We start from the raw sequence: 22,866 nt of genomic DNA, 5'->3' as shown, positions 1-22,866 counted from the left end.
GGCGGTCAGCCGAACGATATGCCAAGGATAACCAGCATCAGTCCTATGACGGACAGAAACAGCGCGCCCATGTTCCAAGGCAGCACCCGCTGAACGGCAGCCCGCAATTCGTCGTCAGTCAAGTCTGACCGACGAGCCTTCATCACGCGCAAAATGCACCAGACCAATCCTGCCAGCCCGGCCAATGACAGGCTGGCGCCTCCCCAGATGAACACGTCGAACATTGCGCCCCGCATCGTTCTGTTTCGCTGCCGATGCGCTTAGCGGATCGTTGCCGGCGGCACAAGGCAAGCAGCCCCATTGTTCGCTTGCGGCTGACCCGCCGGCACGGTATCCGACATGTTGCCCGTGACCCCGGCTAAAGAAATTTCCACTTGGGAGAGACGCATATGGAAGACATGACCGAAGACCAGGCCGCTGCGAACTACCGCGTGACCGCAGGCGAGCTGCGCCAGTTCATCGAACGGTTCGAACGTCTGGAGGCCGAAAAGAAAGACATCGCTGACCAGCAGAAGGAAGTGATGGCTGAGGCCAAGGCACGTGGCTACGACACCAAGGTGATGCGCAAGGTTATCGCGCTGCGCAAGCGTGACAAAGACGATATCGCCGAAGAAGAAGCGGTGTTGGAAATGTACAAGGAAGCCCTAGGCATGTAAGCCTCGGGCCTTCTGAGGCTTCGGTCAGCGACCCAGAAACCGCACGCCCGGCATTTTCTTGAGCCGTTCCAGATCCTGTGTGTAAAGCTCGGAAAACGCCGCGTGGATTTCGGCGCTCCACCCGGGGAAGTCCAGTTCCTCCTCGATCCTGTCCGGCAGGGCGTGCTGCGAAAAGACGGCGGCGAGGCGGTCTTGCAGGAGGGCCGGGTCCGTGTGCCCGACCTGTTGGATCTCTTCAATCTCCCGCTTGCCGTCTGCGTCAACCAGCGAGGACAGCAGCGAAAACTCCTCGGTCAGTGGTATGTCGGCGCTCAGACCGCACAGGCTGCGGATGATGTCCCCCCAGATCAGCGGGCACTCCTCATTGGCCCAGACTGTAATGGAAACGGCGGGGGCAAGATCGTGAATATCCTCGATAAGGGTCAGCCAACTCAGGCAACTCAGGTCCGTTGACGCCAGAATGCTCTCGCGGGTTTCGTCCGGCAATGCCATCAATACCTTGGGTATGAAGCTGCCCGGATTTTGCAGCCCGATAAACAATTCGACCTCGTGTCCTTCGAAAGCCTGATCCAGCAAGGCTAGCCGACGACCTGCATGGGGATAGAATTGGCCGTCCTTTATGGCGCTGTTCAGTTCTCCGATGAAGTCCGCAGTGCTCATGACCACCCGGCCGGTTTCCGGATCATCAGGAATTTGGGCTCTCAAACGCTCGAAGGCATCTGGGGTCAGCTTGCCTTCGTCCAGCGCATTCAGCGGCGTCTTGAATGCCTTCCGGAACCGACGCGGACCAAACAGCACAATGCCGTTTTCCTGCAATACACTGGCATTCGCCTGAAGCGATTTGAGCAGGAGCCCCCCGTCTGAAAAAACCACACCGGAGTGAATGGCCACATGCATGCCGACCGCTGTCCTTGCCCTTCGATTGAATACGTTTCGGGGTTACAGGTTGAACGATAGACAGTCAAACCTGCCATTCTTTCGCCATGATAAAGATTGCCTGAGAATGTCGAAACTTGATTGTGGTCAACAGGACAGCGCCAGAAACGACTGGGTCGAATTGCTTCGCAACCGTCGTTGCCGCGTAACCATCTGTGGCGTCTGTGTTGCAGATAATCGAGGCGATTTGATGTGGCGCTGATTTTCCGCATGTTGTTGCACAATTCCGTCGCAAACCCGCTTGCCTTTGTTGAGGCTTTCACCTAATCACAGCGCCATCGGCTCAATGAAATTACATGTGTTTCGATAGGCATGTAATCACAGAGGGTTGAAAAGGTGGGAGTGGTTGCCCGTTCTTGCCTTTGCCTGCAAAGGTATCTGAAAGCGTAATGCTTGCCCCTATAGCTCAGCTGGTAGAGCAACTGATTTGTAATCAGTAGGTCCGCGGTTCGAGTCCGTGTGGGGGCACCATCTTCTCCGAATACGCCAAAAGGTTGGTCGTGATCTGAAAGCTGAACGGTTTTCCGCCGGTGCAGCACGTTTTTTTCCATCTATTTCAGGAAACGCCTTTCTTAAACTTGCTCCATCGCGCTCGCTTGGATGCGCTTGGCAGGGTTGTTCTCTGGGGTCTCAATCGCGAGGCCAATTCAGGATATGGCTGCGACATTCTTCTGCCACTTCTGGGAACTGTGTTCGCTCGCGGGTGTACAGATAAACATCACGAACGTCCGACAAATCCTCGATCGGACGGAAGGCAGTGTTTTCCGGCAAAAACCGTGCGACCGTTTCAGGCAGTATGGTCACCCACCGCCCGGTTGCGACCATGGCGATCAACGAGTGAGTGTTGTGCACCGTGATCGCAGACCCTGCGATAACGTCTTCGAAACCCGGACTTTCGATGAGTTGGCACAGCGAGTTGTGCACGAATCCCTTGGCCGCGACCTGGTTCAGCGTTGGAGGCTCGTGCGCGGTGATCAGGGCGTGATCAGCGGCGGCCACAAGCCCGAACCTGTCCTGAAACAGCGGCTCGGCCCGTATTCCGTTCAACGGGTGATGGCCCGAGGCAATCCCCACATCCGCCCGCCCCTCGGCGAGGCTGTCCAAAACCTGCCGGGTGTCGGTGTCCCTCAGCTCGATCTTCAGGCCGGGAAAGGTGCTGGACAGGTGGTCAAGCAGCGATGGAAACAGCAGTGCTGCCACCGAAGGGACGGAAACGATCCGGATCAGCCCTTGGGACGCTTTGGCCAGGGCTTCAATGCTTTGGACCGTGTCGTCAAATTGGCGCACCTGATTTTGGGCGAGGGCAAAGACTTCCGCCCCCAGAGGCGACAGCTGGTTCTTTCGCTCACCCAGAAACAAGCGTTTGCCGAGATGTTCTTCAAACTGTTTCAGGGTCATCGAGACGGCAGACTGCGTGCGACCCAGACGGCTTGCGGCTTCGGCCAGATTTCCGGATTGGGCGACGGTGCAAAAGCAGCGGAGCATTTCCAGTTTCAAAGACAAATTTCAGATTTCCTGAAGTTCATTAAATTTGTTTGAGTTTGCCTGATGTCCGGGCAGAGGTCTATTCTGTTCGTGAAACGTACCGGACCCGAGGCCCCCTGTGACAAAATTGAACCTGATTGCCGGCGAGTGGATGGCCGGCGACACCGCGATCGAGAACCGCAACCCCTCTGATCTGACGGATGTGATTGGCCTGTTCGCCCAGGCAAGCGCCGATCAGCTGTCCGCGACCCTTGATTGGGCACGTAACGCGCAGCAGGAATGGGCGGCCTATGGGTTGGAGCGCAAGCAGGCGGTTCTGATGAGTATCGGGACCGAGTTGATGTCCCGCGCCGAAGAGTTGGGGCGGTTGTTGTCGCGAGAAGAGGGGAAGCCGTTTGCCGAGGGCAAGGGCGAGGTTTACCGCGCTGGGCAGTTCTTTACGTATTATGCGGCGGAATGCCTGCGCCAGATCGGCGAAAACGCGGACAGCGTACGTGAGGGCGTCGAAATCGACGTGCGCCGCGAACCGGTCGGGGTTGTCGCGGTAATCTCTCCTTGGAATTTCCCGACAGCTACGGCCGCGTGGAAGATCGCACCGGCCTTGTGTTATGGGAATGCCGTAGTGTGGAAGCCAGCCAACCTGACCCCCGCCTCAGCCGTGGCGTTGACTGAGATCATTGAGCGTCAGGACATTCCCAAGGGTCTTTTCAGTTTGGTCATGGGGTCAGGCGGCGCAATCGGACAAAGACTGGTTGAGAGCCCTCGGGTGGATGCGATTTCGTTCACCGGGTCGGTGCCCGTCGGCAAAGGCATTGCCGCAGCAGCCATCCAGAACCTGACCAAGGTGCAGATGGAGATGGGCTCAAAAAACGCGTTGGCCGTGATGGATGACGCGGATCTGGATCTGGCGGTGTCACTTGCGTTGGGCGGAGCTTTTGGCGGCACCGGGCAGAAATGCACCGCCTCTTCGCGGTTGGTGGTCCACGCCGCGATCCACGACGCCTTTGTCGAGAAGCTTGTCGCCGGCGCCAAGGCACTGAAGGTTGGGCATGCCCTGGAGGAAGGCACGCAGATGGGACCCGTCGTCAGCGAGCAGCAACTGCAAGAAAACCTGGCCTATGTCGAACTTGGCCAATCCGAAGGCGCCGAGCTGGCGTGCGGCGGGCATCGGCTGGAGCTGCAGCATGACGGGTATTACATGTCGCCCGGCGTGTTCGTGAACACGAACAACACCATGCGGATCAACAGGGAAGAGATGTTTGCCCCGCTGACCAGTGTGATCAAGGTCGACAGCTATGATGAGGCTTTGGCGATCGTGAATGACACGAATTTCGGCCTAACATCGGGCATCGTAACCCAGAATCTTGCGCGCGCGACGCATTTCCGGCGTCATGCAAGAACCGGTGTCGTGACCGTCAATTTGCCCACCGCAGGTACTGATTATCACGTTCCTTTCGGTGGCCGGGGCGACAGCTCGTATGGACCGCGCGAACAAGGCAAAGCGGCCGCCGAGTTCTACACCACTGTCAAAACCGCCTATATCAGCGCCGGGACCCCGATCTGATGCGGATTGACGGCCTGCAATACGCCAACTGGTCGGAAAAGATCTTCCGGCAATTGCGGGAAGGGGGCGTGGATGCCATCCACGTCACCGTCGCCTACCACGAGAATTTTCGTGAAACGGTTCAGAACCTCGAGAAATGGAACCGATGGTTCGAGTTGTTCCCGGACCTGATCATGAAGGGACGATCGGCCAGCGACATCGACACCGCGCGTGACACCAGGCGTACGGCCGTTTTCTTTGGTTTCCAGAACCCATCACCCATGGAAGACGACATTGGGCTGATTGAAATTCTGTACGATCTCGGTGCCCGGTTCATGCAGTTGACCTACAACAACCAATCCCTGCTAGCGACCGGCTGCTACGAGGCTGAAGACACCGGTATCACCCGGATGGGGCGGCAGGTGATCAAGGAGATGAACCGCGTGGGATTGGTCATCGACATGAGCCATTCGGCCGACCGCTCGACGATCGAGGCGGCCGACCTTTCCGCGCATCCGATCGCCATCACCCACGCCAATCCGCATGACTGGGCGCCCGCCCTGCGCAACAAGCGTGACCCCGTCATCCGCGCCGTGACGGAAAGAGGTGGGATGCTCGGGTTTTCGGTCTACCCTCATCACCTGAAGGACAAGTCCGACTGTACGCTGGAGAGCTTTTGCACCATGATTGCCCGAACGGCCGAAAAATACGGAACACAACATCTCGGGATCGGAACCGACCTCTGCCAGGACCAACCCGACAGCGTTGTCGAGTGGATGCGTGTGGGTCGCTGGACCAAGGAAATCGATTACGGCGAAGGATCGTCTGCGAACCCGGGTTTTCCGCCGATGCCAAAATGGTTCCGGGACAATCGTGACTTTGACAAGATCGAGGCCGGCCTTCTCGCGGTTGGGATGACCTCGACCGAAGTCGCCGGGATCATGGGGCAGAACTGGTACCGCTTCTTTGCGGATAACTTCGGACCGGTCCAGAATTGACCGGACCGGGGCCGCATATCGCGCGCCGGGATCCGGCAACCGTTATGCGGCTCAGCAGGCTCGGGTCTTTGCACCAGTGCAGGCTCAGCTTCATGCGCGTTCTGACCCGCCGCCTGGCACGCGACAACTGGCGGTTTTCCACGCCGGTGTTCGAGATTGACGAGGCAGGTGTCGGACGGGCCGTCTATGTCGCACAGGGACCCGAGCGGGCGTATTCTCTGGTGGCCTTCGCCCATGATCTTCCACCAGAAAAACGGTCGGACCGGGTGATCGCGGATGCTTGGGACGCGACCTTCACCCTATTTGACGGAATCCCTTCCGAAGCCGACCTTGACCGGCTTTCCCGCAATGTTCCGCTGCAGGAGGCCGGCCGGATCAGCGAAACTGAACTGTCGCTATCCCGGGCCAATCGCTCGGTCCGATTGTGGACGCATGTCGTCGAAGCGCTGGCTGACGGTCGACAGCCGGATCTGGAGCAGATCCAAAAGGTTGGCTACCTGATGCGAACCACGGCCGTGTACGGATCGGGAAAATTTGGCGCCGCGGACAGGGAAAATACTGCAAACCGTCCGGAAACCGAGGGGCCGTTTCAGGCCGAGATGCTGTCGGTCTTCCTCACCCGCGCCTTCGTGCGGGACCTGGTTGAACACATGGCGCGCGCCAAAGGGGGAAGCAAGGCCGTCAGGATGTCTCCTGATATCGCGCGCCGCTTGGGCATTGGCAATTCCACGGGACTGGGCATGGCGCCCTTCCTGATCAATCATCCGGTCCTGCTGAACAACTGGATCATGGCGCGCGAGGAGGCAATCGCCCGGGTTCGATCCATGGAAACCGCGACCCAAGAAGAAAACAGTGTATTCCGGTCGGTGTTTGATCGCAGCCAAGTGTCGATTGGCCAATGGCATTCGGAACATCCGATACAAGAGCGGAAACTGTCTGCTCTGAAATCAGACCTCGGGGTGATCGCGGACTTTCTCCACCATGACGATCTTACGGGCCGAAGACCTTGGAACCGTCTGTTCGAGTGGTCGGAGACTGTGCTGAGCGAGGAGGGGCAGGAGTTGCTCCTTTCCCTGATCCTCGAACCCTATTCAGACTTGGTGGACGGTTTGTCAGGATGCATGGCGGATTCAAGCCCGCATCTGTACGAGATTGACGGCGCCATGCCGCTGGCCGATGTGCGGCAGGCGATCCGCGACGGTTTCGGCTGGGCGTTGGATCTGGACTGGGGCGCCCGGGAAGCTTGCGCAAGGGTCTGGTATGTATCGGAAGAAAAGCTGGAACCCAGACTGGGTGAGCGCTTTGACGAGCCGGTAGCCGAGTACGAACAACCGCTTGCCCCGGCGCGGGATGCGGCAGCGGCATATTCGGCAATGGCCGATTGGGACACAGCCGCGACCACCGCGGAATTTCTTCTGCGCCATCCCGAACATCGCCACACGATCCGCCGGGCGCAGATCAGCCGCAAGGCCCCCTACAGCGAGATCCGAGACAACACGATTGGTGCATCAGTTCTGCCGATCGACATGCTCCGCGCCAAACTGTCCTTTTTCGGCGCGACGCATTTCGATCCCCGCTCGGACCGTTGGGTCCGTATCTGCATGTATTCAGGCGCGCCGTACCCCGAGGATCTTTCGACCGAAAACGCCGATTTCTGGGTTTATCCGGAGGTGCCGGAATGAACCTGTCGCTGAACGAGGTCGAAGGACTGGCAAAACGCGCGGCACGTGGGGCGGGTCATCACTGGGGGCCGGCTGAGGACGCCGCCAAGGCGACCCGCTGGCTGTGTCTGCAAGGTTTTGACGGTGCAGCCGCCTTGTCAGCGGTCCTGCGTCAGGAATTTGCGCTTCGATTTGATGCGCACACGCCGCGGGACCTCGGGGTGAATTGGCGGGCGCATGGGCAGATGTGCCCGTTGGGGGCGGGGATGCTGCTGTCAGATTGTTCGGAACATCTGGGCAGCGGGCCGATCGTTCTGAATGACGTGGCGGTTCCGCTGTTTCTCGTGCCGTTCGCTGGCAACGCTGCACGCCGATTGCAGACCAATGTGACCGTCGTCTGTGATGAACTCAGCGCCACGACGGATGGGGAGGTCGTGGACGCTCCGGATCTTTGGCCGGAAAGCGCCACGAAGGTCATCGTAAGGATCGGCGGTACACCTGAAAAACTGCGCGCCACGCAGACGCGCGCCCTGCCGGCGCCTGCGGCTCTGGCTTTTTTGAACACTCTGGCTCAACGCACCTATGCCCCCGCAACCGAGGAGTCCCGCCGTTTGGGCGCAGGTGCTGGTTTGTCCGATAATGACTGAGGAGGCCGAGATGCCAGAAACCCGAACGCTGTCCCTTGCCGAAATCGAGGATCTGTCGCTGCGCGCTCTGATGGCGGCCGGCACGTCCGAGGACAATGCCCGGCCATTGGCGGTTGCGACCGCCGCGACCGAGGCGGATGGGGTGGCCAGTCACGGGCTGGCCTACATCCCGATCTATTGCGAGCATGTACAATGCGGCAAGGTGGACGGGCGAGCACAGCCGGTGATGTCCGCGCCCAAACCGGGCGTGGTGGTCGTTGATGCGGCCACCGGTTTCGCGCACCCGGCGATCGACTTGGGGTTCGACGCGTTGATCCCGGCCGCACGCGAGCAGGGAATAGCTGCGCTGGCCATCCGCAACAGTTACAATTGTGGTGTGCTGGGGTATCACACCTATCGCTTGGCTCAGGCGGGCCTTGTTGGTCTGGGGTTCACCAATGCACCTGCATCTATTGCGCCGCCGGGTGGTTCACGGCCCGTCGTGGGCACAAACCCGTTTTCGCTGGCCGTTCCGGGTGCTGATGGGCAACCTGCCGTCTTGATCGACCAAAGCGCCAGCACGATCGCAAAAAGCGAGGTCATGAAGCACGCCCGCGAGGGAAAGCCGATTCCGGTCGGTTGGGCGCTGGACCCTGATGGCAACCCGACAACTGACCCCGCCGTGGGCCTCAAGGGCTCTATGGCGCCTTCGGGCGGCTACAAGGGCGTGGGCGTCGCACTTCTGACCGAGGTAATGGCCGCCGCATTGACCGGAGCCACCTTGGGTATCCATGCTTCACCCTTTTCAGGAACCGTAGGCGGCCCGCCAAAAACCGGCCAGTTCTTCATTGCCATCGACCCCGGCGCTACGACCGGGTTGGGGTTTGCTGCCAATATCGCGGAACTTGTCGAGGCGATCCGGTATCAGGAAGGAGCGCGTCTGCCCGGCGATGGTCGGCGCGCCAAGCGCCTGCAGGCCAGCCAGGACGGGGTTGGTGTCAGCGTCGCGACGCTGGACAAAATCCACGCCATCCTGGCCTGACACCCGTTTCAGGCGAAAACAGGGGCAAGGCCGATGCCTCGCCCCCTTTGCATCACGCATTGATGATGTTGTGTTCCGGTCCGTACGGAAAGCCGGTGATATTTTCGGCCCCATCCTCGCCTACGACCAGAATGTCGTGCTCGCGATAGCCGCCCGCGCCGGGCTGACCTTCGGGAATCCACAGCATCGGCTCGATGGACACGACCATGCCCGGCTCGAGCACTGTGTCGATATCCTCACGCAGTTCAAGACCGGCCTCGCGGCCGTAATAGTGGCTGAGGATGCCGAAGGAATGCCCATATCCGAACGAGCGGTATTGCAGCAGGCCCTGATCGGCGAAGAACCGGTTGATCTCGGCTGTGATGCCGGAACAGGTCGCGCCGGGTTTGATCAGGCTCAACCCCAGCTCGTGCGCGGCTACATTGGCCTGCCACAGGCGCAGGCTGTCGGCGTCGGGCTCGCCCAAGAACAGGGTGCGTTCCAGCGCGGTGTAATAGCCCGAGATCATCGGGAATGTGTTGAGTGACAGGATATCGCCATTCTGCAAGGCCCGCTTGGTGACCGGGTTGTGTGCGCCGTCGGTGTTCAGGCCCGACTGGAACCAGACCCAGGTGTCGCGGTACTCGGCGTCGGGATAGGCGCGGGCGATCTCGATCTCCATCGCATCGCGGCCGGCCATGGCGATCTCGATCTCGGTGGCGCCTTCACGAATCGCGGCATGGATGGCCGCACCGCCCACGTCCGCCGTACGTGCGCCGCCTTTGATCAACTCGATCTCTTCGGCCGATTTCACCATCCGCGCGGCCATCGTGTCGGGGGCGATGTCCACAAGCTCGGGCTGGTTCAGCATGGACAGGGCCGTGTCGCGCGCGGCCAGCGTCATGTGGTCGCTTTCGATGCCGATCCGGCGGGCAGTCCCGATCAGGCTGGCTACGGCGCGCCAGTAGTTGTCGCGCTTCCAGTCGGTATAGATCACGTTGTCCTCGACCGACCGGCGCCAGGGCTGGCCCGCGTCGATATTGGCCGACACGGTGGTGCAATTGTCCTGAGTCACCACGCAGCCATAGGGCCGTCCGAAGGCGCAGTACAGAAAGCCCGAGTAGTAGGCGATGTTCTGCATTGAGGTCAGCAGAACGACGGGTATGTCCCGTTGCGCCATGATGGCGCGCAGTTTGGCCAGCCGCCGGTCGTACTCGGCCCGGCTGAAGGGCAGGGGCGCCTTGTCACCGTTGTGGCAGGTGAAGAATTCGGGGCGATTTGAAAGGTCTGTCATGTGCTCTCTCGTTTCTTTGCCGGACGTGCAAAGCCCGGCCACATGTCCCGGCGTACAGGACAGGCGGTCTCGGGGTCCGAGAGCCGATCACCCCCTTGGGTGCTGCGACGCCATCGCAGCAGGGGGCGAACAAGGAAATCGTTAGATCAGGCCACGCCGCCGGTCAAGCCGGTGTCAGCCCGCGCAGACGTTCCGACCGCCGGCGCAGCAGCTCGACCGTGGTCAGCAGGGCGATCGAGATCACGACGAGGATCGTGGCCACGGCCAGGATGGTCGGGCTGATCTGCTCGCGCAGGCCGGTGAACATCTGCCACGGCAGAGTCTTCTGGCTGGCCGATCCGACGAACAGCACCACGACCACCTCATCGAACGAGGTGATGAAGGCGAACAGCCCGCCCGAGATCACGCCCGGCAGAATCAGGGGCATCTGGATCTTGAAGAAGGTCCGTACCGGGCCCGCGCCCATATTCGCAGCAGCCCGCGTCAGCGAGCGGTCAAAGCCGACCAGCGTGGCGGTCACGGTGATGATGACGAAGGGAATGCCCAGAACGGCGTGGGCCAGGATTACCTTGAGGTAGCCCACAAAGGTCTTGTTCATGCCCAAAGTGCCTTCAAGGAAGCGGCCGATGTCGCTGTAGAAAAAGAACATGCCCGTCGCCGAGATGATCAGTGGCACGATCATCGGAGAAATCAGGATCCCCATGATGGCGCGCCGCCCCGGCACATGCGATTGGCTGAGACCGATGGCCGCCAGAGTTCCCAGCGTTACCGATATGATCGTGGCGATGGGCGCGATGATCAGCGAGTTCTTGAAGCTGCGCTGCCATTCGTTGTTGGTGAAGAAATCCTGGTAATGCTTCAGCGAATACCCTTCGGGGTCCAGCCGCAGCATCTCGGGCGTAAAAGTAAAGAAGTCCTGCGCGTTGAAAGACAGCGGAAGAACCACCAGAATTGGCGTGATCAGGAAAACGAAGATCGCGCCGCAGATCACCCGGAACAGGTAGTGATAGAACACCTGCTGCGCCGTCAGATAAGGCAGCAGTTTGCGGCGGTATCGGCCCTCGTACAGCCAGAATGTGAACCATGCAAAAAACCAGCCGCCCAAGAAGCCGAGCACACCGCCCATCGGCCCTGAAACCGCGAAGCCGACTGCCGCGAAGCCGATGATGTTGATCCAGTAGGCAAGCCTCTCGTTCTTGAGGACCGAGATGTAGATCCAGGCCAAAAGGGCCGTCAGTGCCGCGCCGCCGATCATTCCCAGGGGGACCGAGCCGTTTCCTGCGCCGACAAACATGCCGGCAAACGCGCCGGCCAGTGCGACGCTGGGCAGGACCATGGACAGGGGCTTGCGCGAAATAGGTGTCAGTGCGGCCATGTCGGTTACCCCAGCTTCACGTTATCGATGCCCACGATCTTGTCGTAGACCCAGTAGAGGATCAGAACCACCGCCAGCAGGATCGTCCCCAATGCTGCAGCCAGGCCCCAGTTCAACGAAGACGAAATGTGATAGGCAATCCGGTTCGAGATGAAGACACCCTTGGTGCCGCCCACGATTTCGGGCGTGATGTAGTAGCCGATGGCCAGAATGAACACGAGGATCGACCCCGCTCCGATGCCCGGGATGGATTGCGGGAAGTAGATCCGCCAGAACGTGGTCCAGTTCGTCGCGCCCATGGATTTGGCCGCGCGGGTGTAGGATGGCGGAATCGTCTGCATCACCGAATACATCGGCAGGATCATGAACGGCAGCAGGATATGCGTCATGGCAATGATCGTGCCGATCTGGTTGTTGATGATGATCAGCCGGGCGTCATCTGCGACCAGCCCGAGCCAGACGAGGGTGTCGTTTATAACGCCCTGCTGCTGCAGCATGACCTTCCATGCGGATGTCCGCACCAGAAGCGACGTCCAGAAGGGCAGCAGAACCAGAATCATCAGCAGGTTCGACACGCGCATTGGCAGGGTCGCCAGCAGGTAGCTGACCGGATAGGCCAGCAGGATGCAGGCCCCGGTGATTACCAGCGACATGAACAACGTACGCCCGAACAGCTTGATAAGAATCTGCTTGTCTTCCGGCTGAGCCTGAGCACCTTCCGGGGTGCGCCGCATGTCGATTGCGTTCAGGAAGTAACCGTTGGTGATCGGAACCGCATGGGTTTTGATCACGCGCCACGTCTGCGGGTCCCCCCAGCCGTCGTGGATCTCGATCAGCTTTTCCTTGAACGGACCGTCGGTTTCAGGGTCCAACCGTTTGATCTTGCGGCCTGACTGGCGGAACAGCGAAGACATGCCGGTTTCTTCGTAGTTCAGACGCGTGCCAAGCCGGGTGTGTTCCTTGTTTTCGATCGCGACCACCATGTCACGAACGAAGGCATCATAGACGTCCTCGCCCGGCAATTCGCCGCTGGTTTCATCCCAGTTGTCCAGCGCTTCGACCGTCAGGGGCAGGGTTTCCGAGACAATTCCGTTTTCGACTGACCGAAACAGCATCGATGCAATCGGTACGAGGAAGGAAAACAGCACGAACAGAAGCAAAGGCGCGATCAGCATAAGCGCGCGCAGTTTCTGACGTCGCAATGAACGCGCCAGCGATTGCTTGAGCGGCGTTCCGTCCGCTGCCAGCATGGGTCCTGCGGTTTGGCTTGCGTCAGTCATCAGTGCCTCTTGGTTGTGCCCGGGTCAGATGGCGGCGCACCGCCACCTGACGTTTCTTCAGAGATTCAAGCGCTTATTGCGCCAACCACGCCTGGAATTTGGCGTCGATGTCATCGCGGTAGTCAGCCCAGAACTCGTAGTTGTAGAGGAACGTGTTCTTGGCGTTTTCCGGATCGGTCGGCATGTGCGGAGCCATGTCGATTCCCAGTTCGGCATGCTTGCCGACCAGCGGAGCAGACGAAGCGCGAGCCGGGCCGTACGAGATGTACTTGGCCTGATCCGCCAGGCGCTGGGTGTCGGTCGCGAACATGATGTAGTCCAGCGCGCGCTGCTTGCGCTCTTCGCTCAGACCGGCGGGAATGATCCAGCCGTCCAGATCGAAGACCTGCGCGTCCCACAGCATGGCGACGGGCTGCTTCTGCTCTTCGATGACGCTGAACAGGCGGCCATTGTAGGTCGAGCCCATGACGACTTCGCCGTCAGCCAGCAGCTGGGGCGTATCGGCGCCGGCGGACCACCAGACGACGCTGTCCTTGATGGTGTCCAGCTTCTTCAGAGCACGGTCCTGGCCTTCGTCGGTTGCCAGAACGTCATACACTTCGTCCTTCGGGACGCCGTCGCACAGCAGGGCCCATTCCATGTTGTTGATCGGGCGCTTTTCCAGCGACCGCTTGCCGGGATAGGTCTCCAGGTCGAAGACCGCGCAGATGTCGGTCGGCGGGTTGTCCCCGACCATGTCGGTCCGATACCCAAAGGTGGTCGAATACACGATCTGAGGGATGAAGCATTCGCTGACCAGCAGATCGCCGAAGTCTTCCGAAGCCGGAGTGCCGTCCGGCGCGGGCGCCAGCTGCGTATCCGGGTCGATTTCCATCGCCAGACCTTCGTCACACAGACGGATCGCGTCCGCGGCAACCACGTCGACGACATCCCATGTGATGTTGCCCGCCTCGTTCATGGCGCGCAGTTTGGCCACGGCCTCGGCCGAGCTGTCATCGTTCAGGATGGTGACGCCGGTCTTTTCCGAATAGGGCTCGTGATAGGCCTTGAGCTGCGACTTGGAATAGGCGCCGCCCCAGGACACGATCGTCATTTCTTCGGCGGAAACTCCGCCTGCTGCAGTTGCCAGAGCAACAGCTGTCAGCATTGTGGTGGTACGTTTCATATGTAGCTCCCAGTTTTTCCCGTTTTATGATTTGTCGACCAACGCACGGGTTTTCGTCGGTCGGTTCTTTCGGCTTGGGGGCGGATTGCGAAGCCGGGCGCGCCTAGGCGTCCAGAGCGCGGCAATCCTGCGCCAGCCATCCGATCTCGATCTCCTGACCCGGTGTCAGCCTGACGGCGTCAGGGGCATTCCGGGTCTTGACGATGAATTCATCATTGCCGGCCACCGACATGCGGAACCTGAATACATCGCCCATGTAGATGAATTCCTTGACCACAGCCTTGAGCGTATGCGCTTCGGGGCTGAGGCGATCCTTGTTGAATTCCACGCGCTCGGGCCGGATCGAGACCTTGGTCCGTTCCCCCGGTTGGCTCACGTTGATCGGAACCGCGTCGATCTCGGACCCATCGTCCAGTGTTACGACGCATTTCCCGCCATCGACGGATTTCAGAACGCCTTCCAGCGTGTTGTTCTCACCTATGAACTGCGCAACGAAACTGTTCTCCGGTTCTTCATAAAGCTGGTCCGGCGGTGCAAGCTGCTGGATCCGCCCATCGTCAAAGACCGCTACGCGATCCGACATGGTCAGCGCTTCGGTCTGGTCGTGGGTCACATAGACGGTCGTGATCCCCAATTCATGGGCCAGACGCGTGATTTCAAACTGCATGTGCTCGCGCAGCTGTTTGTCCAATGCGCCCAGCGGTTCGTCCATCAGAACCAATTCGGGTTCGAAGACCAGCGCGCGGGCCAAGGCGATACGCTGTTGTTGTCCGCCCGACAGCTGCGCGGGTCTGCGGCTGCCGAAGGCACCCATCTGCACCATGTCGAGGGCGCGCTGGACCTTTTCTTCGCGCTCGGATTTGCCGATTTTTCGGACTTCCAGCGGAAAGGCGAGGTTCTCGGCCACCGTCATGTGCGGGAACAGGGCATAGTTCTGAAACACCATCCCGATGCCACGCTTGTGCGGCGGAATGTTGTTGATCGGTCGCCCGTCCAACAGAATTTCGCCATGCGTCGCAGTTTCGAACCCGGCCAGCATCATCAGGCAAGTGGTCTTGCCAGATCCCGATGGGCCCAACATTGTCAGAAACTCGCCCTTTGGCATCGCGAGGTTAAGGTCTTTGACGACAAGATTTTCGCCGTCATACGATTTTTGAACGCGTTGAAATTCGACAAACGCGGCGTCGCTAGAAGTGCCGGTCACAAGACCCCCTGTTGCGTCAATTCTTGATCCGGTTGGTCCGGATTTCATTGATCCCTGAGCACATTAAAGACGCAGCAATGTCCGGCTGGCAAGACTCAATGACAAAAACCAATCCTCATTGGGTGGGATTCAAGGATTTTGCGCAGTGTTGAGGCGCCGCATGTGCCACGCAAGGGTCTGATTGCTGGACAAGACCGGTTTGCCAATCTGTTCATGGATCCGCGGGATGGCGTCCAACGTGCGAAGGTTGGTGCAGCTGAGAAAAACAGCTTCGACCGCTCTGTCCGAACCCAGCCTCACCGCGGCGTCAACGATGGATTGCGTTGATATCCGGACGACCTTTGCTTCTTCGGAAATCCCAAAGGTGCCGAACACATCCATGAGGATCCCTTGATCGGCGAAGGCCGCGCGAAGCGCCGTGTTGACCTGCTCCTCATAAGGGGACAGCAGTGCAAAGCGTGACACACCCAATTCGCGCGCCTGAGCAACCGCGGCGCGCAGAGGGTTGGTTACCGTTTGCACGTCACAAGTCTGCTTTACCAGTTCTTCGACCTTTTCCGATCCGATGACCGAGCTTGCCGAGGTGCAGGCGTAACCCACAGCCCGGAAGGGGCGCGCCTTGGGCAGTAAATCCGCCGCCGCTGGAAGCGCATGCTTCATGCGGGTCAATGTCTTGGTCGTGACCTGCGGGTCGCTGGTTATGCGCGAGACATAAATGGGTGAAGGGTCGCCGGCAAAAAGCCTGCGGAAATCGCCTTCGATCGTCTCGTCTGTCTGCAGAACGATCAGGCCAAGCGGAGATATGTCCGGGTCATCCGTGTCCAGAGAAAATGGCAGTGTTGTCATAGCTCGGGAATCTCCCGTCGTGCCTTGGGGCTCAGGAACCGCGGGGCGCCTTCGGTGACCAGCACGTTTTCCTCGTGGACAAGTATTTTGCCACCGACCTCAATACCTGGCTCCAGCGTCAACACCATTCCGGGTTTCAGTACCGTTTGATCCGTTGGGATGAGCGAAGGCCACTCGGTCAATGACATGCCCAATCCGTGGCCCAGGCGCCCGGCTTCGGTCCCGCCGCCGCCACGGGACAGGACCGAGTTCATCGTGTGATACAGGTCCGAGGCCGTCGCGCCCGGTCTGGCCTGCTCGAACGCCGCCTCGGTCGCATCGATCAGCGCGTAGTGCGCCGCGCGCACGGCGGGACTGGCCGGGCCGACGGACCAGTTGCGGTCGAAATCGCAAAAATACCCATCCCAGACCAGCCCGGTATCCAACATAAGCACGTCGCCCGGCTTCAACGGTCGTTGGGTTGCCGGTGAGATTACGTCGCCATATCCGCCTTGGTCGGCCGCGCCGGCAAGATAAGGCACCCAATCGGCGCCTGCGTCGAGACACAACATCTGGAACCGTCGAAAGACCTGATCCAGAGGAACACCGGCCGATGCAATCCCAGGAACCCGCTCAAAAGCCTGTCCCGCGATCAGGCAGGCGGTTTCGATCTTTTTGATTTCGGCTTGAGATTTGACCATGCGCAGGTCGCGCAGAATGCCAAGGTCGCCGGTGATCCTGCGGCGGTCGATTTCGGATTTCAGACGCCCGAAATCTGCAAGCGGCATCCGCAAGTGCGTTTCATGCCCATCGGGACATCCGATCAAGCCGCCGTCCGGAACAAGTTCGCGCAGGGTTTCGGCCAGCAACGATACTCCGTCGTCTGCCAGATCCGGGGCGGACCAGGTGCGGATGTCTTCGATCCAGGTCTGCGCCATCAAGGCCGCGCCAATCGACGGGATCACCGCGACAGGTTTGCCGGTCGCAGGAACGACAAGGAACCAGGGGCGCGTCGGGCTTTCCCAGAACCGGGTCAGAAAGCCGCTGAAATACCGGACGTCGGGCTCGGTCGTCAGCAGCAGGGCGTCCAGGCCATGCTCTTGCATGAGATCCTGTGCACGCGCAGTTCTGTCCGCGAACTCGGCTTGTTCGAACCCTCTCACGAGGCTTGCTCGGTCACGATGCACAAAACGCGGTCCTGTGGTCCGATATTGAGCAAGTTGCGGCTATCGGCATCCAGAACGGCAGCCAGTCCGGCGCCGCCTGACGCAGTCGTTTCGAACCCGGCCTCTGCCATGACCGGAAGCTGAGCGGCCACGGTGTCATCCTCCAGCGTCAGAAACTGATCGGCATCCCGCGCCAGTCCATTCAGTGCAATCAGCGATGGCTCCTTGCAATCCAGCCGTCCCATGATGCTGTCCGGACCGTCTGCAAAAACTGGCGCGCCGGCTTGGATGCTGGCCATCAGCGCCGGGGCTGCGGCCGGTTCGACCACGATGATCTTGGGGTCGTCTCCCCAAGCCTTTCGGAAACATGCGGCAACGGCGCCCGCCATGCCTCCCACTCCGGCCTGCAGCAGGATCAATGTCGGAGGTTCGGGACACTGATCAACCGCCTCGACAGCCATTTGAACGTACCCCTCCATCAAGAGATGGGGCAGGTCATAATACCCTTCCCAAGAGCTGTCTGACAGAAGCGTCCAGTCGTTGTCGTTCGCCGCGCGGCTTGCGGCGCTCATGCTTGCGGCGTAATCGACGCCTTCGCGCACCACTCGCGCACCTTGCGCCGAAAGGCGCTGAGCAAAGCTCTCGGGCACGGTTTCAGAAATGAACACTACGGCATTCGCACCAAAAACGCGCGCACCCGCAGCCATGCTTAGGCCGTGGTTCCCGGCGCTGGCCGTTACATAAGTACGGCCGGAAAGGGATGTGTTGTCGGGTGTCTCGGTGGCTTCGCTCGCTTGGCAGGCGATGACATAGGCCGCGCCCAATGCCTTGAACGACCCGAGATTCATCCGCGTCCGTTCATCTTTGATCCAAAGGCGGGAAACGGGCGCCAAACCCTGCGCTTCGGCCAGTGGTGTCACGCCGGAGGCAGGGCACAGCGACAAAAGCTGCGCCAACCGGCTGGAATTGGTTGAAGGGAAGGGGGCCTGTGAAAACAGTTTGCCTTCGCCTCGATACGGGTTGGTGACGGACTTCATCGCGGCCTCCCTCAACGATCCGGCAGACGTCATAGAAATGCAGTCAATCTGTCAAGGCATAGGGGTGAAATGCGAGAAATGCACACTTCCTGTTCCCTGGGAAAAGTGGCTACCTGCCCTGAACCAAACGGCGTTGATCTGGCTGGCGAATTGACCGCTTGCGGTCTTTGCAATCGGTATGGGCGCGTGTAAGTGTTCGGCACGTGATCCGGCGCCGGTGCATCAGACCGGCCGGATGCGGGCGTGATGGAATGGTAGACATATCGGACTTAAAATCCGAAGGCCCTAGCGCCGTGTGGGTTCGAGTCCCACCGCCCGCACCAAACACACTGGTCGACTTGGCCGAGGGCGATCGTCAGACCGGATAACCCAGCTTGGAGATCAGCCGCCAGATGTCCTGGTTCGCCGCCGACAGCTGCGCGACGACATCCTCGATTTCCTGCATCGCCTGTTCGTCGACCGTATCTTCGCGTCCCAGCTTGATGTCGGTTTTTCGATCGGCAATGCGCATCAGGATCGTTTTGGGGTTCCCGGTTTCCTGGTCGAAGGAATAGATGCAGTGGTTGAACTTGTTGCGGATGCCAGACAGACGGCTGAGCCGCTGCGTGTGCTCTAGGATCGGATCACGAACCGAGGCCGGCCTTCCGTCCATCTTTGCCAGACGCTCGACCAGATCAATTCGGGCGCGGGTCGTGTTCAGGGTCAGGAAAATGATGACGGCTACGTCTTTGCTGGTCCCCGAGAGGCCGGCAATCAGATGAATCAGCAGGCTTTCGGTGTTCGTCCAGACATAGTTCAGGCGGCCGACCAAAAGGATCAACCGATCGAACCTGGCTTCGAAGTCGTCAGTCAACCGAGGTTCGGTGCGCGTCCTGCGCCGCCGCCTCAAAGAAGAAATGCGCCGCTGCCGTTCTGTTGCTGACACCGATCTTGCCCGACACGTTGTGCATGTGCAGCTTGACCGTGTGTTCGGTGATACCCAACTGGGCAGCGATCGCCTTATTGCTTTTGCCTTCGGAGACAAGTTGCAGAACCTGCTTCTCGCGCCGGGTCAGTTTTGACAACAGAGGGCCAGCCGCAGGGGATTTCGGAGTTTCCCGGGCTGTCGTCGCGCTTGTCGCGCACGGCTTCGATGCAACGCAATTGGCCACAAATCCCGGTAGGTACAACTCTTCATGCATCAGCAGCCGCAGGATCGCGCGCCATGCGTCCGGGGCGACGTTCATCGGAAGAAACCCGATTGGTCCAAACCGGGATCGGTCCCATCGCTCGAAAACGAACCGGGCTGCGTCCTCCTTCCGGTATGCGAAGGCAAGGCATCCCGGCATGGACGATCGGACATAATCGGAGGGGCGGGCCAGCAGGTCCTCCATCATGATCTGATCCACGACAACAATCTTGCCGGAACCCTCGGCATTGCTTGCCTCGGACAAGAATGCCGCGAGGGATTCAAACCTGTGGGCTGCAACGCCGAATTCGTGCTGCACGCTTCGCAGGGTTTGGTTGGAGTAGAAGAGCTCTTTCCCAATAAAAACAATCATGAAATCTTCGTTTTCGTCGATCGTGCACGAACTGTTACTTAATTCGGAAATGCTCATTCTTGTGCCCCCCTAAATACCCCGGATTACGTCCTGAATTGGCCGTTATTGGCCGAGGTGAAACTGAATAAAAACAATCTAAAATCTGTGTTGAGCATACCAGAAAGTTCAGTTTTCTACAACTGCACGGCTTTGGGAATCGCCTGGTTTTAGAACTTTCGATTAAGGTCGTTTGACGGTCGGACCGCTTAAATATCGAGATTCAAATAACTAAGTTTTGCCGGCTTTTGTCGCAGGCCAATTTGGCTTCGAACACGACCCTGAAACGCGTGTTCAAGTAATACATTAAGCAAATCAGCGTTTTAGTGATGTTAATACTTTCTGCCAGCTAGGCAGACGGAACTGCATCTGTACCCTGTGTCGTGCTTCAATTTGCGAAGTGTACTTGTACCTGGCGTGTCTGCGGCCCGCGTATTTTCGCGTGATTTTGAGCAGTCACGGAATCGGCTTGGCCGAGAAAGGGGGGTGACAACACATCATTCGAAAGACAAGGCCGCAGACATGCGCAGTTTCGCGAATGGATGCTCAATAATTTTTTCAACCGCGCCGAATATCGCTTTGTAGATGAATGGCGGTCTGGCGCTTCAAAAATGGAAGATTGTTATGCGACGCAATGTGAACAATACCAATGTCACGACCGTTGACGAAGTTAATGTTGAAAATCTCGAAGCTCCGATCTCGGTGGAAATTCCCGTCGAAGAAGCAAATATCGAGGCCGAACTGACCGCGCAGCAACAGCAGCAGGGTCAGGAAGTTCAAAACGCTGCAAATAACGAAGACGAACAGAACCAGGCTCAGGCTCAGGCGACCGAGGTCGCAAACGAACAGGCCCAGGGTCAGGATCAGGGCCAGGCACAGCAGCAGGGCCAACAGCAAGGTCAGCAGCAATCGAACGTGAATGGCGGCGATGACAGCAACAGTATCGCAAACTCGATCAACATCGATTTCGGTGAAGGTGAGTGGATCCCGCGCGACGATGACCAGGTCGATCTGGATATCGGTGACTCGGCATCTATCGGTGATGTCATCACGGCTGGAAACGACGTGAATTATGATCCCGGCGATGATCTGAACCTGTCCATCTCGATGAATGGTGACGGCAATGACATGTCGTCGATCAACAACCAGTTGGCCAGCCTGAGTGACGATGACACGCTGGATTCGCCCAGCCTGTCGAATGACGGCTCGTTCTATCAGAACGGCAGCGCGACGGGCGGTTCGGCCTATGCCGAAGAAGGCATCGGTTCCTCCTCCGGCGGCGGTAACTCGGGTTCCGGCGGAACCAGCTACGGCGGTGCAGCAAGCGGCGAGACCAATGGCAGCCACGCATTCGCGCTGGGCGGCCACACCGGCAATGCCGGCGCGGCTTCGCAAGGCGGCAACGGTGCGGCTTCGGGCGGCGCCAACAACACGAGCCTGGGTCTTGGTCTGTCGGGCGCCGAAGCCAGTGGCGAAAGCACGGCTGGCAATGGCGGCAACGCCAACAGCACCTCCAGCGCCAACAACACCGGCAGTTCGAATGCCAACGGCCAGGGAACTGGCGGTGAAGGCGGTAATGCCGGCTCGATCGGTCTTGGCCTTGGTCTGGGACTGTCCGGCGCCAACTCGGAAGGCAATGCCAACGGTGGTGAAAACGCGACCGGTTCGATCGGCGCGGGCCTTGGCCTGGCCGGAAACGAGTCGGGTGCGAACGGCGCCAATGGCGGCAACGGCGAGTCATCGAACTCGGGTTCTGCATCGAACAATAGCACCGGTACGACCGAAGCGAATGAAGCGACGGCCGGAAGCAACACGGGTGCGGGCATGGCTGGCAGCGGCGCGCAAAGTGGCGCCAATGGCACCGGCGGGTCTGGTTCCGGTGGCACGGGTTCCGGCGGCTCGGGCTCGGGTGGTGAAGGTGCTGGTGGCGAAGGCTCTGGTGGCGAGGGATCCGGCGGATTCTCGGCCATGGTCGAAGCAGCCATTGCAGCGCTGAACCAGGAAATCGCGGATGGTGGTCCGGCCTTGAATGCGGCTGATACCGACGCTGCGACCGGTGGCGGCGGAACCACGGGCAACAACCCGGGTGCCGGCGGAGCGGGCACCGGTGGTGCTGGAACCGGCGGCGCAGGAACCGGCGGTGCCGGAACCGGTGGCCCAGGGTCCGGCGGAGCCGGCACGGGCGGCAGCTCGGCAGCCAACTCTGGCGCACAGGGCGTCGGCGATCTGGCCGCAAGCGGTCCGAATATCAGCCAGTCGCCTGGTGACGTGAACGGTGCAGCCAGCAACCCGCAGACGTCGACCGGAACCGGCGGAGCCGGCGGTTCGAACGCGGCCAATGGCGCGGCAAACGGAACTGGTTCGGGTTCGTCCAGTGCAGAAGGCGCTGGCGGAGCCGGTGGGACCACGACGCCAACGTCCACCTCGTCCGGTAACGGTGCGGGTTCTGCGGATGCGGTCAACACGGCCGGTACCGGTGGTGCGGCAGAAGTCTTTGCTGACGCTGACACAAACGGTTCCGCCGACAGTCTGGCCGAAGCCATCGCGGGATACGGCGGCGCGTCGTACACCGACAACGATGCCACCTCGACCGGATCCGGTAGCGCGACTGGCGCGGCCAGCTCGGGAGCCGGTGGTGCAGGCGGTGCGTCTGCGGCCAATGGTGGTACCAGCGGCTACGCCATGGGTAGCGCCATGTCCGGCGATACCACGGGTGGCGCAGTCACCGGTGGCAGCGCGGCCGGCGCCTATTCAGGTGACGGCGGAGCCGGCGGCAATGGCGGCACCTGGGGTTCCAACAATGGTGGCGACGGTATCGTCACCGGTGAATCCTACGCGTCGGCAGCAGCAGTGGTCGATACCTCGGCCTTCAACCAGACGATCGTCATGGGCGCCAACGTGCTTGGCAACTCGGTCGATACCACGATGGTTGGCGGTTCGATGAGCTCGACCTACGCGAGCGACGACACCGAGGCATAATGCCTGACCCCGGAGGCCGCGATTTCGGCCTCCGGTCT

At 59.9% G+C, this 22,866-nt stretch carries 20 protein-coding genes and 2 tRNA genes; 9 read left to right on the top strand and 13 right to left on the bottom strand.

What is annotated here, in order from left to right; genetic code table 11:
• Positions 1-5: 5 nt before the first annotated feature.
• Positions 6-224, bottom strand: a complete 219-nt coding sequence (locus ACR0CU_RS09045) for a hypothetical protein (protein ID WP_170358321.1) — start codon at positions 222-224, stop codon at positions 6-8.
• 165 nt (positions 225-389) lie between these two features.
• Between ACR0CU_RS09045 and ACR0CU_RS09040 the strand changes: the two genes are divergently transcribed.
• Positions 390-656, top strand: a complete 267-nt coding sequence (locus ACR0CU_RS09040; RefSeq protein WP_093962669.1) for a DUF2312 domain-containing protein — start codon at positions 390-392, stop codon at positions 654-656.
• Between the two features lie 24 nt (positions 657-680).
• Here ACR0CU_RS09040 and ACR0CU_RS09035 read toward each other — a convergent pair whose 3' ends face one another.
• A complete protein-coding gene (locus tag ACR0CU_RS09035; protein ID WP_170446814.1) occupies positions 681-1,553 on the bottom strand; it encodes a hypothetical protein in 873 nt (290 codons plus the stop codon).
• Between the two features lie 434 nt (positions 1,554-1,987).
• Between ACR0CU_RS09035 and ACR0CU_RS09030 the strand changes: the two genes are divergently transcribed.
• Positions 1,988-2,063 (top strand) — tRNA-Thr (locus ACR0CU_RS09030).
• A gap of 159 nt (positions 2,064-2,222) precedes the next feature.
• Here ACR0CU_RS09030 and ACR0CU_RS09025 read toward each other — a convergent pair.
• Positions 2,223-3,077, bottom strand: coding sequence for a LysR family transcriptional regulator (locus ACR0CU_RS09025; protein WP_367647561.1), 855 nt, complete (start codon positions 3,075-3,077; stop codon positions 2,223-2,225).
• 151 nt (positions 3,078-3,228) lie between these two features.
• On the opposite strand from ACR0CU_RS09025, the gene ACR0CU_RS09020 reads away from it, so the two are divergent.
• The 5 genes from ACR0CU_RS09020 to ACR0CU_RS09000 are packed head-to-tail and all read left to right on the top strand — an operon-like array spanning position 3,229 to position 8,947.
• On the top strand, positions 3,229-4,641 hold the full coding sequence (locus ACR0CU_RS09020; protein ID WP_170447102.1) for an aldehyde dehydrogenase family protein: 1,413 nt from the start codon (positions 3,229-3,231) through the stop codon (positions 4,639-4,641).
• Positions 4,641-5,618, top strand: coding sequence for a membrane dipeptidase (locus ACR0CU_RS09015; RefSeq protein ID WP_170446810.1), 978 nt, complete (start codon positions 4,641-4,643; stop codon positions 5,616-5,618). The genes ACR0CU_RS09020 and ACR0CU_RS09015 overlap by 1 nt, the downstream gene beginning before the upstream one ends.
• Positions 5,619-5,662: 44 nt before the next feature.
• On the top strand, positions 5,663-7,300 hold the full coding sequence (locus ACR0CU_RS09010; protein ID WP_170447099.1) for a hypothetical protein: 1,638 nt from the start codon (positions 5,663-5,665) through the stop codon (positions 7,298-7,300).
• Positions 7,297-7,926 (top strand): DUF3726 domain-containing protein, encoded by a 630-nt coding sequence (locus tag ACR0CU_RS09005; protein ID WP_170446808.1) that lies wholly within the window; start codon positions 7,297-7,299, stop codon positions 7,924-7,926. The genes ACR0CU_RS09010 and ACR0CU_RS09005 overlap by 4 nt, the downstream gene beginning before the upstream one ends.
• Positions 7,927-7,936: 10 nt before the next feature.
• A complete protein-coding gene (locus ACR0CU_RS09000) occupies positions 7,937-8,947 on the top strand; it encodes an Ldh family oxidoreductase (protein ID WP_170446806.1) in 1,011 nt (336 codons plus the stop codon).
• 52 nt (positions 8,948-8,999) lie between these two features.
• Here the strand turns inward: ACR0CU_RS09000 and ACR0CU_RS08995 are convergent, their stop codons facing one another.
• From ACR0CU_RS08995 to ACR0CU_RS08960, 8 genes are all read right to left on the bottom strand, one after another.
• Entirely contained in the window at positions 9,000-10,220 is a 1,221-nt protein-coding gene (locus tag ACR0CU_RS08995; RefSeq protein ID WP_170366588.1) for an aminopeptidase P family protein, read from the bottom strand.
• A gap of 163 nt (positions 10,221-10,383) precedes the next feature.
• Complete coding sequence (locus tag ACR0CU_RS08990) at positions 10,384-11,595, bottom strand: ABC transporter permease (RefSeq protein ID WP_093962661.1); 1,212 nt, start codon at positions 11,593-11,595, stop codon at positions 10,384-10,386.
• Between the two features lie 5 nt (positions 11,596-11,600).
• Positions 11,601-12,875, bottom strand: a complete 1,275-nt coding sequence (locus ACR0CU_RS08985) for an ABC transporter permease (RefSeq protein ID WP_170337618.1) — start codon at positions 12,873-12,875, stop codon at positions 11,601-11,603.
• Between the two features lie 73 nt (positions 12,876-12,948).
• On the bottom strand, positions 12,949-14,040 hold the full coding sequence (locus tag ACR0CU_RS08980) for an extracellular solute-binding protein (RefSeq protein WP_093962659.1): 1,092 nt from the start codon (positions 14,038-14,040) through the stop codon (positions 12,949-12,951).
• Positions 14,041-14,143: 103 nt separating this feature from the next.
• A complete protein-coding gene (locus tag ACR0CU_RS08975; protein WP_174819681.1) occupies positions 14,144-15,292 on the bottom strand; it encodes an ABC transporter ATP-binding protein in 1,149 nt (382 codons plus the stop codon).
• Between the two features lie 81 nt (positions 15,293-15,373).
• The gene (locus ACR0CU_RS08970) at positions 15,374-16,090 is read right to left on the bottom strand and encodes a maleate cis-trans isomerase family protein (RefSeq protein ID WP_170435180.1); all 717 of its coding nucleotides are present in this window, start codon (positions 16,088-16,090) and stop codon (positions 15,374-15,376) included.
• The gene (locus tag ACR0CU_RS08965) at positions 16,087-17,232 is read right to left on the bottom strand and encodes a M24 family metallopeptidase (RefSeq protein ID WP_170446804.1); all 1,146 of its coding nucleotides are present in this window, start codon (positions 17,230-17,232) and stop codon (positions 16,087-16,089) included. Before ACR0CU_RS08965 ends, ACR0CU_RS08970 begins: the two co-directional genes overlap by 4 nt.
• Positions 17,229-18,272, bottom strand: coding sequence for a pyridoxal-phosphate dependent enzyme (locus ACR0CU_RS08960; protein ID WP_170446802.1), 1,044 nt, complete (start codon positions 18,270-18,272; stop codon positions 17,229-17,231). Before ACR0CU_RS08960 ends, ACR0CU_RS08965 begins: the two co-directional genes overlap by 4 nt.
• A 237-nt stretch (positions 18,273-18,509) precedes the next feature.
• On the opposite strand from ACR0CU_RS08960, the gene ACR0CU_RS08955 reads away from it, so the two are divergent.
• Positions 18,510-18,595, top strand: a tRNA-Leu gene (locus ACR0CU_RS08955).
• A 32-nt stretch (positions 18,596-18,627) separates the two neighbouring features.
• Here ACR0CU_RS08955 and ACR0CU_RS08950 read toward each other — a convergent pair.
• Together ACR0CU_RS08950 and ACR0CU_RS08945 are read right to left on the bottom strand one after the other, a co-directional pair.
• Positions 18,628-19,125, bottom strand: a complete 498-nt coding sequence (locus ACR0CU_RS08950; protein ID WP_093962654.1) for a hypothetical protein — start codon at positions 19,123-19,125, stop codon at positions 18,628-18,630.
• The gene (locus ACR0CU_RS08945) at positions 19,118-19,705 is read right to left on the bottom strand and encodes a helix-turn-helix transcriptional regulator (RefSeq protein WP_254437560.1); all 588 of its coding nucleotides are present in this window, start codon (positions 19,703-19,705) and stop codon (positions 19,118-19,120) included. The genes ACR0CU_RS08950 and ACR0CU_RS08945 overlap by 8 nt, the downstream gene beginning before the upstream one ends.
• A 768-nt stretch (positions 19,706-20,473) precedes the next feature.
• Between ACR0CU_RS08945 and ACR0CU_RS08940 the strand changes: the two genes are divergently transcribed.
• Positions 20,474-22,828, top strand: coding sequence for a hypothetical protein (locus ACR0CU_RS08940; protein ID WP_170363022.1), 2,355 nt, complete (start codon positions 20,474-20,476; stop codon positions 22,826-22,828).
• Positions 22,829-22,866: the final 38 nt, after the last annotated feature.

Source organism: Ruegeria sp. BC2 (assembly GCF_056539245.1).
Note: the sequence above shows the minus strand (reverse complement) of the source record. Positions and strands in the feature narration are given on the sequence as shown.